Here is a 17,748-nt window from a genome sequence, read left to right as displayed (position 1 = left end):
TTGGAAATGAGTATCGGGCAGGAACTGCTAAACGTCCCTTTCGCGGAAATGGTTCAGAAACTGGCGATTTCCGTGGCAGAGTCGCAAACTGAATTGGATAGACATTCGACTGATATCGCCAAATACATGGCGGATCAGAAGATCCAGCTTCCCGACCTATCCAACCCCGATGGTCCCCCAAAGGAATTCAGCCTCGTGTCGATGGGTTTCCTGCCCGCGTTCTATGCGGTGCAAGAGGCCGAGATCGAGGTAAAGATGGCGATCTCGATGACCAAACAGACCGAGAAATCAGGCAGCGCATCGGTCAAAGGTGGCTGGGGACCCGTGGCGGCGCAGGTCAACGCAAGTTATTCCTCGCGCTATGCCTATAATCAGGAAGGCGCAAGCAGGCTATCAATCAAACTGGCCCCAGCCGATCCGCCGGTCATGCTGCAGAAATACATGGAAGCAGTAACACAGGCGATGCTGACCAAAGAACCGGTGCTCAGCGACGATCCGGACCCCGAGCCGGCACCGTCACCCGTCCCACCGCAACCCGAAAGAAAACAAAGTAGGCGGCGTCAATCCTGAAGGGGCCGACCGGCAAGGTAAGTTCAGCGACGTTTTGACCAACTAATTTTGTCGGATTTCCTTGCATCCCACCGAGAATCGTTTAATTGACCAAATCAGTCGGGTTAATTCCCGTCACGATTTTCAATGTTGGGACAAATGATGCTGAAATCCTCTACCTGCTTTGCCGCCACCCTGACGGCCCTGATCGCCACCTCTGCCGCAGCCGAGGGCGAGCTGAACCTGTATTCCTCGCGCCACTACGACACCGACGAACGCCTGTATTCCGACTTCGAAGAGGCCACCGGCATCACCATCAACCGCATCGAAGGCAAAGCCGACGAACTGATCGCACGGATGAAAGCAGAAGGCGCGAATTCGCCCGCTGATGTCCTGCTGACGGTCGACAGCTCGCGCCTGGCCCGTGCCAAGAGCGAAGGCATCCTGCAGCCGGTCGAGAGCGCAATCTTAGAGGAGCGTATTCCGGCAAACCTTCAGGACGAAGACAATCAGTGGTACGGCTTTTCTCAGCGCGCACGGATCATCTTCTTTGACAAGGCTGATGTCGCCAACCCACCCGCAACCTATCTGGATCTGGCAAAACCGGAGTATAAAGGGCAGATCTGCATTCGCTCGTCCGGCAATATCTATAACCAGACACTATTGTCATCGATCATTGCAAATCACGGCGCGGAAGAAGCCAGGAAATGGGCTGAAGGTGTCGCCGCCAACATGGCACGCGAACCTCAGGGCGGTGACACAGACCAGCTGCGCGGCATCGTGTCAGGCGAGTGCGAGATTGCGGTTGCCAACACATACTATATGGCCCGCGCTATGCGCAAAGACGTCAAGGGTCTAAGCGCGGATATCGAGATGATCGGCGTGCAATTCCCGGCACAGGATGCCGAAGGTGCACATATGAACCTGTCGGGTGCGGGTGTTGCAGCAAACGCGCCGAACAAAGAAAACGCGATTAAGTTCCTTGAGTATCTCGCAAGCGATCAGGCCCAGGTCTACTTCTCGAACGGAAACGATGAATACCCCGCTGTCGAAGGCGTCGCGCTGGCTGAGAACGTGGCCGCTCTGGGGGAATTCAAAGCGGATGAGGTGAACCTCTCAGAGGCCGCTAAAAACATCCCCGAGGCACAGAAAATCTATAACGAAGTTGGCTGGAAGTAATCCAGTCCGATACCCGAGCAGCAAAAGGGAGCAGATTTCTGCGCCCTTTTTCTATTGTGTTTGAAGTAAAGCAAGGCAATAATCCCATATTCGTAACTGATTCCCATATGTGAGCCATGCTCGACACACTATCAAACCGCCTCGCTAAGCGTCTGAACGAGCTGCGCCAGGGTCATGGCTGGTCGCTTGAGCAGCTGGCAGACCAAAGTGGGATCAGCCGGGCGACACTATCGCGAATGGAAAACGGTGATGTCAGCCCTACCGCTGAAACGCTTGGCCGTTTATGCGCGGCATACGGCCTGCCCATGTCACGCCTGCTGATGATGGTCGAAGACAGTTTCGATCCCAAAGTACCTTTCGAGAAGCAGCCTGAATGGCATGACCCCGAAAGCGGGTTTACACGCCGTTCGGTTTCACCACCGGCGACTGGCCTCAGTGGGGAAGTAATGGAAGGTCATTTGCCCCCAGGTACTGTCATCACCTACGATACTCCGCCCAAGCCGGGACAGGAGCACCACCTGATCCTACTTGATGGAGGGCTAACGTTGACAGTGGACGGGATTGCCCATGCGCTCAGCGGCGGCGACTGCCTTCGCTATCACCTGTCGGGGCCAACGCAGTTCGAAACCGGACCCAAACGCGGTGCGCGCTATCTGTTGGTGCTGATATGATTACGCGATTGCCACAGGAATATTTCGACGAAGCGCTTGAGGATCTGACCGATATCCTGCACCGCTGTGTCCATACCGGTGCTAGTATCGGGTTCATCCTTCCTTTTTCGCGGGACGATGCCCGCGCCTATTGGCGGGACAGGGTGCAGCCCGAACTCCGCGCGGAGACACTCGATCTGTTTGTCGCATATGGTGACGGACGCATTCTGGGCACGGTGCAACTGATCCCCGCCGCAATGCCAAACCAGCCGCATCGCGCGGATGTGGCAAAGCTGCTGGTTCATCCGCAGGCTCGCCGTCGCGGTTTGGGTCGGTCGCTGATGGAGGCACTGCATGAGCGAGCTCGGGAATTGAAACGCACGATGCTGGTGCTGGACACCCGTAGCAGCGATCCTTCACGCTTGCTGTATCAGTCGATGGGTTTTCAGATTGCCGGAGAAATTCCGAACTATTGCCGAAACCCGTTTGAGGATCGGCTGGAGCCGACCACTTACATGTTCAAGGACGTCACCTAGCTGCCCGTCGCGCGCGCATTCGCGACAGAGCATTCGGCGATCCCCGAAGGTCCCGACATAGGTCGGCACCAAAGGCCTACAGCCGCGCGCCATCGACAGCAAAGGGCGCTCGTTGACTAAAGAATTTGATACCTCAAGCGCATCGGGATCCATCTAGAATCGAAGGAAATCCAGAGCTTCTCCGGCTGGCAGCTTCTCAGTTTCTGCCGGAATAATTGCCAGACCATCGGCCTGTGCAAGAAGGGCAACGCGCCCGCTGTAAGACTCGGCCATCAGGCGCAATCGCGGTGCGCCATTCGGTGTACATCCGTCGATGCTTACCGGGCGGTACTCACGCCGCCCCGCGCAGCGTTGAATAGGTTCTGCCAAAACCGCCTGCTCGGGGGTGCGTTCGTTCCGATGCAGACCGGCACGGCGTTCCATCATCCGCGCACCAATGATCTGCCACGTAACAAAGGCCGAAACCGGATTTCCTGGCAGGCCCACATAAAGCGCATCACCCCGACAACCGAACATGATCGGCTTGCCGGGTTTCATCGCCACTTTCATCACCTCGGTTTCGCCACCGATTTCACTGAACAGGCGCGGCATGTGGTCTTCGTCCCCGACCGAAACACCGCCCGTGGTGATGATCAGGTCCGAGCTATTACAGGCATCCCTCAAGACCTGCTTCAGCAGCACCGGATCATCTTCGACCGGGCCTCGGTCGGCTAGTTCGATCCAGGGTTTATCCAGCAAAGCCAAAAGCATGTAGCGGTTCGAGTTGTAGATCTGTCCGGGGCCAAGCGCTTCACCCGGCTGGCGCAGCTCGCTGCCGGTCGAGAAGATCGTGACCTTGAGCTTGCGAAAAACCTTCACCTCGCCATAACCAGCCGAGGCCAACGCGGCAGCCTCGCGCGCGGAAATTTCACACCCGCGCCGCAGGATCGGGGCACCAGCTTTCAAATCCTCGCCCGCGCGACGGATATGCTGACCGGATTTTGGACGGCGGTTGAACCGGATGCGATCGGACTGAAACTCACAGTCTTCCTGCATTAATACCGCATCGAACTCGGACGGCACCGGCGCTCCTGTGAATATACGCAAGGCACTGCCATCCGGCGCATCGTGTGCGCCGCTATCGCCGGCGGCTATGCGCCCGCCAACTAGCAGTTCGAACACAGGCCCCTCGCCCAGATCGGCGCTGCGAACGGCATAGCCGTCCATGGCCGAATTATCGAAGGCGGGCATGTCTACCTTGCTGTCGCAATTCTCGGCCAGTATCCGGCCAATAGCCTGCACCAGCGGTAGTGTTTCGGTATCCGTGATGGGGTTGGCCACGGACAAACCGCGCCTTAGGGCGTCATCTACGGTCAGGTACATATGAGCATGGTGGTCGCAGGCACATCCATCAGCCATTTTGGGCCTCCATATACGCAAAGAGCTCTTCGAAACCGACCCGCTCGGCCTCTCCAAGTTTAGGTAGGTAGGCCTTGGCTTCTTCGAGATTCGAGCTTGGATCACCAACTACCAGCAGCATGACCATTCCATGACGCCCATGAACGCGGCAGCGGATGCCGTAGACTCCCTCTTTCTCGAAAGTCAGATCCAGTTCGGGTTTGCCCCGGATCTCGAAGACGCGCGCGCCCACGGGTATCATTCGAGGAATGGCAGTGACCGTGTGCCGCCCGGTCGAGCCTTTGAAACGCACAGTCTTCCCAGCGGGAACCTGCAGGAATTTGGGTTCGAACCGAAATGCATGCGCCGGAGTGTCGGCGTTCAGGTCGATGACCTGATGAACTACGGCAACCTCGGGGATCTCCTCGGCCAGTGCGACAGTACCAAAGGCCATTGCCCCCGTTAGAATCGCCGCGCCTAGTTTCAGCGAAATCGCCATCTATCCCTCCGGTTTCAGACCGCCCGGTGGAGGTCTCCCAACAGGTCGGCCAAAGCGCTGATCAACACCGGCCACTGGGCGCGGCGGTTCTCGTCGCGCAATCCGGCCAACAATTCGCGCCCAATGGACACCAAGGCAGGGGTGCTGTCATTGACATAGGTCACGATCCGTTGCTCAGGATTGGCCAGAAGGAAGGGTACGATGGCCGCACCTGCCTGATCCGGGGCCGTTTCAGACAAAAGCCGCATCGCCGCCTGCCGTACCGGGGCCGAGACATCGTCCAGCAAGCTGCGCGCCACATCGGCCGTCCCGTCCCAGCGGGTCAGAATCTGCATGGCGTCGATACGAAAGGCAGTATCTCCGGTTTTCAGCATTGCCCGCAATTTGCCCCGCAGCGCATCCTGCGGTGGCAGGTCAGCCTGTTGCAGCAGGTTCAGCGCCTGCAGGGACAGATTGGCATCGGTATGCGAAAGCCCCTGTGTGATCAGCTCGATCAAATGCGACTGGTTCAGTTCGGACCCGTTGCGCGCGACCGACAAGCCCAGTGCCGCCAGCGCCTGCGCAGCGATCTCGGTCTCGGGGTCCTGCGCGATCTGCGCCAGCATGATCTGCATACCTGTGACGTCGCCCAGCAGGCGGATGGCCGAAATGCGGGTCTCACGCTCCAAGGCTTCGGCATTGTCATCCAACGCCACGCGGCGGCGTTTGGGATGGCGGGTGGCCTTGACCAACAATGCCTGCTCGCGTGGCGTCAGGGGGTGCAGGTCATCATCCTCGGCCTCTTTCTTCATCTCTGCCGCGATAGCGTCATGGCCAAGGATCGCGCCGAGGCTGGAGGTAGGGCCGTTTTCATCACCTTCAGACACATCCAAACCCGCCTCTTCCAGCGCAGCGATGTCGGTTTGCGGGGTATCCTCCACGACCTCGGGTGCAGCGGGCATCGGGGCCAGCGCAAAGGATAACAGCAGCTCGCGCCCCTGCTGCTGGTTCACATGCGGGCGGTCTGCATCGGTGATAATCATAGCCAGCGACGCAACAGCCTTTAGCCGCACCGACCGGAAGGGCGAACGACAGGCGCGCTGCAGCCACTCTACCGCCTCGCGCAATGGCGAGGTCGCCAGCGCATCAACGATAGCCCATTGCAGACGCTCGGCCTTGAGGTCATCGGCATCAACCGAAAACAGCGCGTTCAGCCGATCCGCCACCAGTTGCGGGGCCAACGCCGCCAGCAGGCCCAGCGCCTGTGCCGCGACCTCGGGCTGTTGACCGGTGGCGAGAAAATCCAGCACCTGCCAGCGCAGATCCTCTTGGTCAGTTATCGGTGTTTCGCGGTCCAGCCGGTCGATCAGCGCCAATTGCACCTTGGCGCCGGGGTCGCGCATCATGCGGTCCAGCAGTTCGGGCTCCGAAAAGCCCGAAAGGTTCAGCGCCGCGATGCGGATGTCTTCGACCGCATCGGTCAGCGCCTGTTCGACCAGCAGCGGATCACCCGGCATCAGCGCCTCATAAGCGATCAGACGCACGGCCCCGTCCTTGTCGGCGGTGGCTTTGCGCAAAATGGCTTCGGCCTCGGGTCCTCCGATGGTGGCCAGCGTGCGCAGAGCGCGGTGACGCAAACGGCGGTTCGAGGATTGAGCGAACACACCCAAGGTCGGCACGGACGGCTTACCGATCTGGCCCAGCGCTTCGCAGGCCACATCCCCCAGTTCCTGCCCGTCTTCGTCCATCAGGGCCATGACAATGGGTTCAATCGCAGCCGCATCGCCCATCCGACCCAGCGCCTTGATGGCCGCGATCTGGGTATCCAGCCAGTCGTCCCATTCGTCTTGGTGCAGCTCGTCCTCGTCCCACGTGATATCCTCGCCGCGACCAGTGACAAGCGTGCGCAGGTAAGGCGCCGCGTCTTCGGATTTCAACTCGGCCAGAGCGGTGACGCAGGCCAGTTTCACCTCACCGCAGGGATCATGGATCAAGTTTTCCAGCAGTTGCGGCGCGGCCTCCTGCACGCCCAGCGCGCCCAGCGCTTGAGCTGCGTCTTGCCGGACGTCTTCGTCATCATCCAGCAGCGCCTCGATCAAGGCCGGGCTGTTGGCGGCCCCAATGGCCGCCAGGGCCTGAATGGCGCGCAGGCGGATCACGTCATATTCGGATTTGGCGTGGTCGGAAAGCAGGCCGGTGGCCTCATCGCGCAGGGCGGTATCGGAATGCATGTTCATATCAGGTCTGCCATGTTTTGCGTTGGGACGGGTTGGGTGAATGTGGAAGACAGGTTTCCCAACCGAAGCCTGCCTTCCAGGTGGTCCCTTCTGCAGCGGGACCGGACCCGAGGGGCGGCATGGCGTCCGCCCCCCGGAAAAGCGTCAGGCGATATCGCGCGGCGCGAAGGACATCGTGCGGAACGAGGTCTTGTAGGGGCTCGGCCCCAGCTTGCGGACCTTGGCAACGCCCATCTTGTAGTTGTAGTTGCCGCTGATCCAGTCAACGATCCGGCCCTCAAGCGCGTTGGCGGGCTGCTGCATGTGTAGGAAGTCCATGTAAACGACGCTTTTCTTTATGGCGGGCGTAACCATGGCCACGGCGGTGATCGCCGCTTTGGTCAGTTCGATATGCCCGTTCTCCATCAGTTTCGAGAACTGGAAGTCGTCGCCTTCCACACCGAGCAAAGTGTGCTTGTTGCCCGGAACACGTTCCGAGTAAACCATCACGTAATCACCGCTTTCGATGCCACGCTCGGCCGCATCGTCGGGGTGAATCTCGACCCAGTTTTCCGGCCAGCGCTGCACGATATAGGGGCGGCGGCGGTCGTCGAAACCGGACTGCCAGCGTTCATTGATCCGACCGGATGTGGCCCACAACTCGCCTTCGTCCTTGTTGGGTTTCAGCCATTCCCAGTAATCCGAGAACAGGCCCCACGGCGATTTCTGGATGTTGCACTTGCCGGTCTGGCTGTTGAAGTGCGTCAGCTTCTTGTTGAATACATCCGCACCAGCCGCACCGGTATCAGGCAGCGTGCGGGTTGTGTCATGCAGACGCTTGGTTTCAATCAGCGTGACACCGTCGGCATCCAGCATGACCGGGCATTGCACACCATCGGTGCCGAATTCTCGGACCTTCTGGTGCAGACCCTTGCCCTCTTTCTTTGCCAGACGGTAGACCGCGTGGAAGTCCTTGCGCGACCCGCGCGTAAAGCGCACGGCCTCTTCGGCAACCTCGTTCGAGTTCTGCCAGTCGAACCCGTCAAAGCCCATCCGCTGTGCCAGTTGCGCAATGATCCACCAGTCGGGCTTGGCCGCACCGGGCGCATCATAGAACTTCTGATACAGGCGCAGGCGGCGTTCGCCGTTGGCGCGCAGAAAGTCCTCTTCGCCCCAGGTCGCTGCAGGGAACACGATGTCGGCATAGCGGTTGCCGATCGGATCCTGCAGATAGATGTCCTGGTTGATCACCACCATGCCACCGCTGTCGGCGCGGGCCTTCAGCGTGTCGATCATTTCTTGCTTGTCGAAAGACGCAATCTGATGCGGGTTGCGGACGGTCAGTTCCTCGAACTTGTCAGCTAACTGTTGCGAACCACACATCGCCTGAATCCATGTGGTGCCGATCACATGGGCCATACGGGTATGACCTGCGATCAGATACCGGTCCGTATCCATGGCGCGGCGACGGCGACCCGGCAGTTTCTCGGGCGACTTGTTGCGCGGGTATTTCCCGCCCTTCACGCCGCCCCGCTGGTGACCACCGGCCCGGCCAATCACCTGACCCGGACGACCGCCACAGCCACAGATGATGCCCAGAGCCGAGATCGCCTGCGTGTTGCCGGTGTTGTTCGACCAGTAGAACCCTTTCTCTATCATGACCGAGGTCTTGGGCCGGGTGCCATCCGCCTTGGGTTTGGCCAGCCATTCAGCAGCCGTATAGATCTTCTGCACGTCGATCTCGGCCATAGCGGCGGCGGTCTCAGGCGCGAATTCGTCCTGCGACAGCAGCCATTCTTTCCAATCCTCGAAGCCTTTGGTCTGGAACTTGCCCCACGTAGTGCGCCACTGCCATGGCGTGTTCCGGGTGCCCTGACCGAAGCCCGACGAGCTTTCCCACTTGTTGTTGACCCATTTCTTGATCCAGTCGCTGTCTTCCCAGTCATTTTCCACGATGACCCGGGCGATGGCGTTGACGACCAGAAGGTCGGTGCCGGGCAGAACGTCGATATGCAGGCCACCCATCTTTTCAGCATGGGCCACACCGGCAGACCGGCGCGGAATCAGATAGATCTCTTTCTGGCCGTTCTGCATCCCCTTCATCATCCACTGAGTATAGAGGATAGTCTTGGTTTCATACGGGTCGGTGCCACAGACCAGAAGGGTTTCCGCATCCCGCCAGTCCTCGTACGAGGGACCAAAGTTGTCGAAACCCGCATCCCGGAAACCGGGGGTCGAGGTCACGTCGGACGGCGTGTCGTGGAAGGTGAAGTTCGCGGTGTTGATATGACGCAGCGCGTATTTCGAGATCGCATAGGTGTTCTCGATATACTGATAGCTGAAGGTTTTTACGCCATAGGCATTGGTACCGTGCTTGGCGATCACGTGGTTGCCCACCTCAGCCGCAACATCCAGCGCCAGATCCCACGGAACCGGCATCAAGGTACCATAGATCCGCATCAGCGGCGTCTTAAGGCGGTCGCGTGTTGGCGTCTGAGGGTTATAGCATTTCTGCGCGATACATCCGCCCCGCAAGGAACTGTCGCCTTCGGTGTTGACGTATTGCGTGTCCTTGTCAGGGATGATCACCACGTGGTGCGGATGACCTTTGTGCAGTACGATATTGTGCTGGTTCGGCGCGACCCACGCACCCAGCGGTGCAACGGGGAAATCCTCGCCAAAGGCGTTCTCGTCCGCAGTTGGGCCACCGGGTTTGGCCGTCACGGGCCAGCGGTAGACTTTGTAACCACAAGCCACGATGCAGTAGTCGCAGGCGGTCGAGATGACCTCGGCTCCTTTGGGCGGCAGCGGGACGTTGGTTTCGGGTACGTAATACGGGGTTGCCATGATTCCGCTTCCCTTATGCAATGAGGTTGTCGTAACGGCCGTAGATCAGGCCGAACATGCCAACGGCGTAGATGTCATCGCCGTCCAGTTCCAAAAGGACCTGCGGCAACGATTGGTAGGCCTGCCCCGAAACGAGGATGCCGTGCCGTGTCATGTCATAGGTGGACAGGTGCAACGGGCACGGGCCCAGCACCTTATGTTCAGGCTTGTAGCTGTCATACATCGACCCACCCTGATGGGTGCAGGTGAGGTTGAAGGCCACAACATCCTTTTGCGGACCAATACCGCCGCCGCTTTCCACGCCGGTTTTCACAAGGATCGAGTCCGAATAGTCGCCCTCGTCCGGGTAGTAGAACTCGACCGGCACATCCTGTTCCAACTCGGAAAGTTTGCCGATCAGCTTGCGCGGATAGGTCGATACCAATGCGGGCACCTGTTCGGCCTGACCGTGGCGGGTAGGCATGGTCACCATCACGGCAAAGGTGGTGGCACCCGAGGCGAACAGGAACTGGCGGCGGTTCACGGTGCAGGCCTTTTTGGCGTCGCCCGAACAGCTGCATCCGGTTGCGTTATGATCTGTCATGACGCTTACTCCTCTGCTGCAACCGCAGGAAGCGGCTGGTAGTCCGGCAGTTCGGGTTCCTCGATCAGGATTTCCTCGCCGGACAGGGATTTCAGGAAGGCCACCAGATCCGCCTTTTCCTGATCATTCAGGCCAAGGGGTTGGATCAGCGGAGATTTATTGGCCGAGAACTCATTCTCGCCGCCGCCCTGGTTGTAGAACTCGACCACATCCTCAAGCGTCTCCAACATGCCGTTGTGCATGTAGGGTTCGGTATAGAGGGTATAGCGCAGGCTTGGCGTGCGGAACTTCCCCTTGTCGGCCTTTTCCTTGGTACGGAAATAGAAGCCGGGGTCGTCCTTGGTGTGGCGGTACATCTCTTCGGTCGAGCCTTTGGCATAAAGCTCATACCGGAAGGTGACTTGCGCCAGACCATCGTCCTGCCAACCGTCATAGGCGGGCACACCGGTGTTGTAGTATTTTTCATCCGACAGCAACGCACCGTTATGGCATTCGGAACACTGCGCCTTGCCGGTGAACAATTCCAGCCCGCGTTTCTGCTCGTCGGTCAGCGCCGCGTCATCCCCACGCAGATAATTGTCGAAGGGCGTGTCGGTCTGAACTATGGTCCGTTCAAACGCGGCGATGGCCCGCCATGCATTGCTGATACGCGGCCACTGATCGCCAAAGACATCGTTGAAGCGTTCGACATATTCGGGGACGAAGGCCAGGCGCGCCTCCATCATGTCGGCCTCACCGTTGCCGGCGACCGCACCGCCTGCGGCGGATTTGGCCTGGTTCTCAAGGCTTTTCGAGGAACCTGCCCAGAACAGCTTGCCGTAATAGGCCGAGTTCACGATGGTCTGGCTGTTGCGCCAGTGGGTCGTGCCCGGATAGCCGAACGAGATCGGTGCCTCGACGTCCCAGCCGACATCTGGCATGTGACAGGCCGAACAGGGCGTCGACGGATTCCCGCCAAGACGGGCATCAAAGAACAGCATCTTGCCCAGTTCGATCTTGGCGTCGGTTTGCGGGTTGTCCAGCGGGATCGGCGGCTCGCCCAGCGCCACCAGCGGCGAGTCTACATCGGGGTCTGCGCCACCGATGCCGGCCTCAATCTCCATGCTGGTTTCCGCAATCGCCTGTGCACCTAGGACGGCAAACAGGGCAGCGGTGGCGATTGTGCCTGAAAGGTAAGACTTTAGGTCTTTCATGGGTCCACTCCTCAGTTTGTCGCGTCTTGCCAGTTTTCGATCGGCGCATAATCCGTATCGATGTCCTCGGCGACGAAGTCCGGGCCGGTCAGCGGCTCACCAGACAGCGCCTTAAGGAAGGCCACCAGCTGTGCTTGTTCGGTCTCGTTGAGGCCAAGCGGCTTGATGCGCGGATCCTTGTTTTCATCTTCGCCACCACCGGCGTTGTAGAAGGCCACCACATCCTCGAGCGTCGCAATCGAGCCGTTATGCATATATGGCGCGGTATAGGTCAGCTCACGCAGCGTGGGGGTCATGAACGTGCCGAATGTATCGGCGGTGTGAGTGCGGATATACGCACCGGGGTCGGCGCGCAGGTTCATGTAATTCTCGACGCCGAGGAACTTCATCATGGTCACAAAGGTGATGTGACGTTCCGGGGTCGCCCAGATATCGGGGTTGTCGCCCACGCCGATATTGTGCGGCAGATCATCCGTGAACCGCTCGCCCGAGTGGCAGGAATTGCAGCCGCTGGCATTAAACAGCTCATAGCCCGCCTTGGCTTCTTCCGACATCTCGCCTGTATCGAACGGCGCGCCGCGCGAAATCAGCGTTTTCAGATATTCCGGGATGGCGTTACGGACCCCACCGTTCGACGGCTCGCCAAATCCGGCGGCTTCGAACATCTCGACATAAACCGGATCTTGCTTGATGCGTTCCTGCATCAAACGCATATCCATGTTCATCGAGTATGTCTCGGTGATGCTTTCGCGGGTCGCGTCGTTGAGGTTGGTGCCAATGCGCCCGTCATGGAACCACGCGGCGCGCTTGGCGCTGTTAATCAGCGTCGGCACGTTGCGGAAATGCAGGCTGCCGGCATAGGCATCCGATAGGGCCTGCCCGTCGGTAAAGCCGTTTTCCGGCTGGTGGCAGCTGGCGCAGGACAGTTCGGTGTCGCCAGACAGGCGCGGGTCAAAAAACAAACGTTTGCCAAGTGCCGCCTTGGCTTGGTCGAACTCAATGGCTTCTACCGGGCCCGGCTGTTCCGCCTGGGCATGGTGAACCGGGAACGCAACACCCACCGACAGCAATGAAACTGTCGACAGTGCCGAGAACCACGTTCTGGCTTTGGTCATCATTTAAAAAGCCCTCATTATCCGCAAATCTGATCGCTCCGGTTAACCGGAGATCGACGAGGCGAATATTAAAGGGTCATGTATCGCGATGCCTTGATCGAGATTAAATCCGCAGAGAATTGGCGACGTAATCGTCGCTTATCTGAACCAAGGCCGCGACTGTCAGACGTCGATATCCAGAGCAAGCGCATGGATACGGGGGACTATATCCCCCAATGCCGTATGTACTGCGCGATGGCGGGCAACGCGGGATTGCCCCTCGAAAGCCGCAGAACGAATAAGGACGTTGAAATGACTCTCACCGCCCTCCTGATATCCAGCGTGACCACGATGGCTCTCGCTGTCGTCAACCACCTCCAGCTCACGCGGGTTAAATGCTGCCTGCAATCGTTCACGGATTTCGTCGGTCACGCTCATTTTTATGCTCAACGGCAAATAAATTGCCGTCCCCCTCTTCTACTTTCGGCTGCTTAGATTAAACTGCTGCCTCCGAGTCGAAAAGATGCCTTCGTGAGGTTGTGCAGATGGTAAAGTCAGATCCCTTCGGATTCGATATGTCCGTGTCGAGCGCTAAGAAAAAGAAGCCGCGCGGCCGTCGGGGTATGTCAGGTGCGTCCGAAACTTCGGTGCGAATCTGTGATCATGAGGGCTGTGAAGAACCCGGTAAGTTTCGCGCGCCCAAAGCTCCGGACGTGCTGGATGATTTTTTCTGGTTCTGCCAGCAACATGTGCGCGAATATAACCAGAAATGGAATTTCTTCGACGGCACCACCGAGGCCGAACTAAACGCGCAGCGTTCGAAGGACAAAGTGTGGGAGCGTGAGACCAAACCGATGGGCGATCCCGAGGCCCGTGCCTGGGCACGTCTGGGGATCGAGGACCCGCATCAGGTTCTAGGCGAAAACGCCACCAAAAATCCCGGCCGCGCCAATTCCGGCGGTCGACGCCTGCCACCGACCGAGCGCCGCGCGATTGAGATCCTCGAAGCGCAAGATAGCTGGTCGAAGGCAGAGATTCGCAAAGCCTACAAGAAGCTGATCAAGGTGCTGCACCCGGATATGAACGGTGGTGACCGATCTCAGGAAGAGCAGTTGCAAGAGGTCGTCTGGGCCTGGGATCAGATCAAGGACAGCCGCAGCTTCAAGTAGTATCCAACGGATACGGGTCAGCGGCGTTCCGTCTCACGAATAGTGCTTGTTGCGGGACATCTTTCCGATTCCCGGGTTCATACTGTTCGTGGGATCGATCGACTTGTAGAAAGCTGCCAGATCGGGTTTGGCTGCATAGAGATGGCCAACATTATGTTCGGCCGGGTATTCAGCGCCGCGTTTGTCCAGCAACTTTAGCATTGCGGCCTTCAACGCGTTCGGGTCTGCGTCTTTCTTGACGATGTAATCCTGATGCAGAACATGACACATGAAGTGGCCATAGTAGAGTTTGCCGACCAGTTGATCCGCGATCTCAGCTGGCAAGTCTTCGAACCAGTTGACGTCATTGCGGCGCAGCGCGATATCTAGGGCGATGATATCTTCCACTTCGGCTGCATGAACCTTCATATAACGAATGGCTGCACCTGCGGCAGCAAAACGATGTAGCCCAGCGATTTTTGCCTCACGCAGGTCGCATTCAAAGAAATCCAGCTTGTCTTCGGCAGTCATGTCATTGAGTAGATCGCGCGCTTCATCGATACCGCCATCGCGCATTTTGAGTATCAGGTGATGCGGATACCGATCCCGATAGGCCCGCATCCGGCGCGGCAGGATATCGGGCCAAAGTCGCATCGCGAACTGCATGAAACGATCGGTAAAATTGCCGAGAACCGGAATGCCTTCTAAACGCGCGTCCACCGCGCCCTTCAGCGCAAAGAAAGTGGGCAAACGGTCGGTTCCCAACTTGTCAATCATCACCATGGTGTCTTTGCCATAGCGGTCAGAGATATCGAATACCTCCTCATGCATGTATTCAGCGCTGACCGGCAGGGTTTTGAAGTCGGACAGGATGCGACGGCGCAATTCCGTGAATGCCTCGGTGTCGTGCGCCCCGACGTAGAAAGTACGTTCTGCTTCGTTCTTGGCATATGTATCCAGCCGAACCGCAAAAACCGCCAGTTTACCCGCGCAGCCCGCTGCTTCGTATAGACGCGACTTATCAGCGTTAAAGCGTGCTGGCGTTTCAGCATCCACATTACGCACCCGACGGGCGTAATCGGTGTCAGAGGCTTTGCGATTGTCGGTGTCGATATCAGTTGCTGAGAAATCACCGTTCTGCAGCCGGGTCAGGATTTCTTCGGGTGTATCACCCAACTGCATGCCCAGATGATTGACCAACTCAAGCTCGCCGTCCTGAGTGATCCGCGCGTACAGTGACAGCTCGGTATAGGAGGGGCCGCGCTCGACCAGCGAACCGCCCGAGTTGTTGCACACCCCGCCAACGACTGAGGCACCGATGCACGAAGATCCGATCACCGAATGCGGCTGGCGGCCAATCGGGTCCAGCAGCTTTTCCAGCGCAAACAGTGTGCTGCCCGGAAAGCTGATGACCTGCTTGCCATCATTGATCAGATGCAGATCGTCCATCCGCCGCGTGTTGATCAACACTACATCACGATCGTAGCTACCCTTGGGCGTAGACCCTTCGGTCAGGCCGGTATTGGCGGCTTGCATGATGACAATTTTGTCAGCGGCAACACAGGCCTGCAGCACCTGCCATTGTTCCAGCAGCGTAGCGGGCTGAACCACCGCGAGCGCGTCCCCTTCACCCGATCTGAACCCCCGGCGAAAGCGGCGGGTGCTGCGCGACGAAGTCAAAACGCGCCGCCGCCCACAAATGGCCTGAAGACGCTTGATCAGATCGGCATCGTTCATCCCGCTACCCTCCGTTAATACGCGACCGAGGGCAACCACGTGGCCAGTTGCGGCCACAAGAAGACAAAGAACAGGCCGGTCAGCTGCAGGATCACGAATGGGATAATCCCTTTGTAGATGTCAGTCAGGTTGATCTCGGGCGGGCAGACCCCTTTCAGATAGAAAAGCGCAAATCCAACCGGAGGTGTCAGGAAAGAGGTCTGCAACGTCACCGCCACAAGGATTACGAACCACACCAGCGCAGGTTCATCGATGACACCGAAGCCATCGATATCCAGACCCAGCCCGTTCACGATGGGGCGCATCAAGGGCAGAACGATGAGCGTGATCTCGATCCAGTCCAGCACGAAGCCCAGCAGGAAGACGATGAACAGGATCATGAAGACAGTGCCATTTGGGCCGAGCCCGGTACCGTGGATCATATCCTCGATCAGCGCGTCGCCGCCCAGTTCGCGCAAGACATAGGAGAACACTGTGGCACCCAGGAAGATCGCGAAGATATAGGCGGTGGTGTTGAACGTTGCTTTCAGCACATTCACCAGCTTGGCCAGCGTCAGCTTGCGATATCCCAGCGCCAGCAGAGTGGCTCCCAACGCGCCCACGCCCGAGGCTTCGGTCGGTGTGGTCAAACCCGCGAAGATCGAGCCCAGCACGGCGAGGATCAGGGCCAGCGTCGGCAGAACAGCGATCAGCACATCCTTTACCGCGTTCCAATCGGGACGCTTAGCACCCTCGGGCACTGGGGCCACGTCGCGTTTGATCAGGGCGATGACGAAGATATAGGTCAAGTACAGCGCGCCAATGATCACACCGGGGAAGACGGCCGCCATGAACAGATCCCCAACCGACAGCGCCATTTGATCGGCCATGATTACCAGCATGATCGATGGTGGGATCAAGATGCCCAGAGTACCCGAGGCGCTGACCACACCAGCGGCCAAAGAGGGGCTGTATTTCTGCTCCATCATCGAGGGCAGAGACAGCACGCCCAGCAGCACCACCGAGGCTCCGATAATGCCAGTTGAGGCGGCCAGGATGATACCGATCATTGTCACCGTGATCGCCAGCCCGCCGCGCACCGTACCAAACAGGCGCTGCATCGAGGTCATCAGACGCTCGGCCACACCGGATTCGTCCAGCATCAGGCCCATGAAGATGAACATCGGCAAGGCCACCAGAACCGCATTTGACATGGTGGCATAGACCCGGTTCACCACCGCGCCCAGCGTCAGATAGTCCAGACCGGTCAGAGTTTCCTCAAGCCCGGTCCAATTCATCATGCCGTTGTCGAACAGATAAGCGAGCCCGCAATATGCGACCCCGACCCCGGCCAGCGTCCATGCCACCGGGAAGCCGGTGAAAAGCAGCGCGATGAAGGTCAGGAACATCGCGATGACCAGTTTTTCCTCAGTCGTTTCCACCAGGAAGGTCAGCGCGGTCGCCACCACAGCAAAGCCCAACAGCGCCCAGACGATCAGACGCAGGCCCTTGCCTTGCCGTTCCTCGTCGAGATTGACGATCAGGGCGTGCACGTCGTGGATCAGCCGCGCCGCCGCAGCCAATGCCAGCAATACAAAACTGGCCGGGATCACACCTTTCAAAGCCCAACGCGCAGGTAGACCGGTAGGGCTGTCCGAGGATTCATTGACGCGCCAGCTTTCGTAAAAATAGTCATACCCCTGATCGATCATCAAATAGATGAACGGCACCAATAGGGTGAAGATTCCGATGATCTCGATAATCCGCCGCGCGCGCTGGCTGAGCTGCATGTGCAGCAGGTCCACCCGCACATGGCTGTCGGTGACCAGCGCATAAGAAATGCCGATCATCGTCACCAGACCATAGAAATGCCACTGAATCTCATCCAGCTTGGGATAGTTCTGGTTCAGAAGATAGCGCATCGCCACCTGTGAAACGATGGCCCCAACCAGCAACAGGTTGGCCCACATGACCACATGACCTACCGCTTTGACACCGTTGTCGATCGCTACTGCCAGCTTTTGACGGTCGGGCTCACCATGCTCAAGGATACTTTCATAGACTTCAATCGGGTCGTCCTGATGACGCTGTGTCTCAGCCATGGTCTCCTCCTCAAGAGTTTGGCGGCGGGGTCGTGAATGCGCGCGGGTCGTTGGGGAAAATAAAGAAAATCAGAAGGATC

At 58.5% G+C, this 17,748-nt stretch carries 15 protein-coding genes; 5 read left to right on the top strand and 10 right to left on the bottom strand.

What is annotated here, in order from left to right:
* Positions 1-6: 6 nt before the first annotated feature.
* The 4 genes from ACR0NM_RS17720 to ACR0NM_RS17705 all read left to right on the top strand — a co-directional run bounded on the left by ACR0NM_RS17720 (position 7) and on the right by ACR0NM_RS17705 (position 2,914).
* On the top strand, positions 7-570 hold the full coding sequence (locus ACR0NM_RS17720) for a hypothetical protein (RefSeq protein ID WP_170398500.1): 564 nt from the start codon (positions 7-9) through the stop codon (positions 568-570).
* Positions 571-711: 141 nt separating this feature from the next.
* Complete coding sequence (locus tag ACR0NM_RS17715) at positions 712-1,728, top strand: Fe(3+) ABC transporter substrate-binding protein (protein ID WP_170398498.1); 1,017 nt, start codon at positions 712-714, stop codon at positions 1,726-1,728.
* Positions 1,729-1,844: 116 nt separating this feature from the next.
* Positions 1,845-2,399 (top strand): helix-turn-helix domain-containing protein, encoded by a 555-nt coding sequence (locus tag ACR0NM_RS17710; RefSeq protein WP_170513838.1) that lies wholly within the window; start codon positions 1,845-1,847, stop codon positions 2,397-2,399.
* A complete protein-coding gene (locus ACR0NM_RS17705) occupies positions 2,396-2,914 on the top strand; it encodes a GNAT family N-acetyltransferase (RefSeq protein WP_170425708.1) in 519 nt (172 codons plus the stop codon). Before ACR0NM_RS17710 ends, ACR0NM_RS17705 begins: the two co-directional genes overlap by 4 nt.
* A gap of 153 nt (positions 2,915-3,067) precedes the next feature.
* Here ACR0NM_RS17705 and ACR0NM_RS17700 read toward each other — a convergent pair whose 3' ends face one another.
* The 8 genes from ACR0NM_RS17700 to ACR0NM_RS17665 form a co-directional block, all read right to left on the bottom strand.
* Entirely contained in the window at positions 3,068-4,312 is a 1,245-nt protein-coding gene (locus tag ACR0NM_RS17700; protein WP_480615933.1) for a molybdopterin molybdotransferase MoeA, read from the bottom strand.
* A complete protein-coding gene (locus ACR0NM_RS17695; protein WP_170625469.1) occupies positions 4,305-4,790 on the bottom strand; it encodes a plastocyanin/azurin family copper-binding protein in 486 nt (161 codons plus the stop codon). The genes ACR0NM_RS17700 and ACR0NM_RS17695 overlap by 8 nt, the downstream gene beginning before the upstream one ends.
* Positions 4,791-4,804: 14 nt before the next feature.
* Complete coding sequence (locus ACR0NM_RS17690) at positions 4,805-7,006, bottom strand: HEAT repeat domain-containing protein (protein ID WP_480615931.1); 2,202 nt, start codon at positions 7,004-7,006, stop codon at positions 4,805-4,807.
* Positions 7,007-7,150: 144 nt separating this feature from the next.
* On the bottom strand, positions 7,151-9,832 hold the full coding sequence (locus tag ACR0NM_RS17685; protein ID WP_480615929.1) for an arsenate reductase (azurin) large subunit: 2,682 nt from the start codon (positions 9,830-9,832) through the stop codon (positions 7,151-7,153).
* A gap of 13 nt (positions 9,833-9,845) precedes the next feature.
* Positions 9,846-10,415 (bottom strand): arsenate reductase (azurin) small subunit, encoded by a 570-nt coding sequence (locus ACR0NM_RS17680; protein ID WP_170636909.1) that lies wholly within the window; start codon positions 10,413-10,415, stop codon positions 9,846-9,848.
* A gap of 5 nt (positions 10,416-10,420) precedes the next feature.
* Positions 10,421-11,608, bottom strand: coding sequence for a cytochrome-c peroxidase (locus ACR0NM_RS17675; protein WP_480615927.1), 1,188 nt, complete (start codon positions 11,606-11,608; stop codon positions 10,421-10,423).
* 11 nt (positions 11,609-11,619) lie between these two features.
* Complete coding sequence (locus ACR0NM_RS17670) at positions 11,620-12,726, bottom strand: cytochrome-c peroxidase (protein ID WP_480615925.1); 1,107 nt, start codon at positions 12,724-12,726, stop codon at positions 11,620-11,622.
* Positions 12,727-12,885: 159 nt separating this feature from the next.
* Positions 12,886-13,140, bottom strand: coding sequence for a BolA family protein (locus ACR0NM_RS17665; RefSeq protein WP_170398480.1), 255 nt, complete (start codon positions 13,138-13,140; stop codon positions 12,886-12,888).
* Positions 13,141-13,247: 107 nt separating this feature from the next.
* Here ACR0NM_RS17665 and ACR0NM_RS17660 point away from each other — a divergent pair, with 107 nt between their 5' ends.
* Complete coding sequence (locus ACR0NM_RS17660) at positions 13,248-13,871, top strand: DnaJ domain-containing protein (protein ID WP_170398478.1); 624 nt, start codon at positions 13,248-13,250, stop codon at positions 13,869-13,871.
* A gap of 33 nt (positions 13,872-13,904) precedes the next feature.
* Here the strand turns inward: ACR0NM_RS17660 and dld are convergent, their stop codons facing one another.
* Positions 13,905-15,587 (bottom strand): D-lactate dehydrogenase, encoded by a 1,683-nt coding sequence (gene dld / locus ACR0NM_RS17655; protein ID WP_480563077.1) that lies wholly within the window; start codon positions 15,585-15,587, stop codon positions 13,905-13,907.
* A 14-nt stretch (positions 15,588-15,601) separates the two neighbouring features.
* Positions 15,602-17,668 (bottom strand): TRAP transporter large permease subunit, encoded by a 2,067-nt coding sequence (locus ACR0NM_RS17650; RefSeq protein ID WP_480615923.1) that lies wholly within the window; start codon positions 17,666-17,668, stop codon positions 15,602-15,604.
* Positions 17,669-17,748: the final 80 nt, after the last annotated feature.

The organism is Ruegeria sp. AF2, from assembly GCF_056542025.1.
Note: the sequence above shows the minus strand (reverse complement) of the source record. Positions and strands in the feature narration are given on the sequence as shown.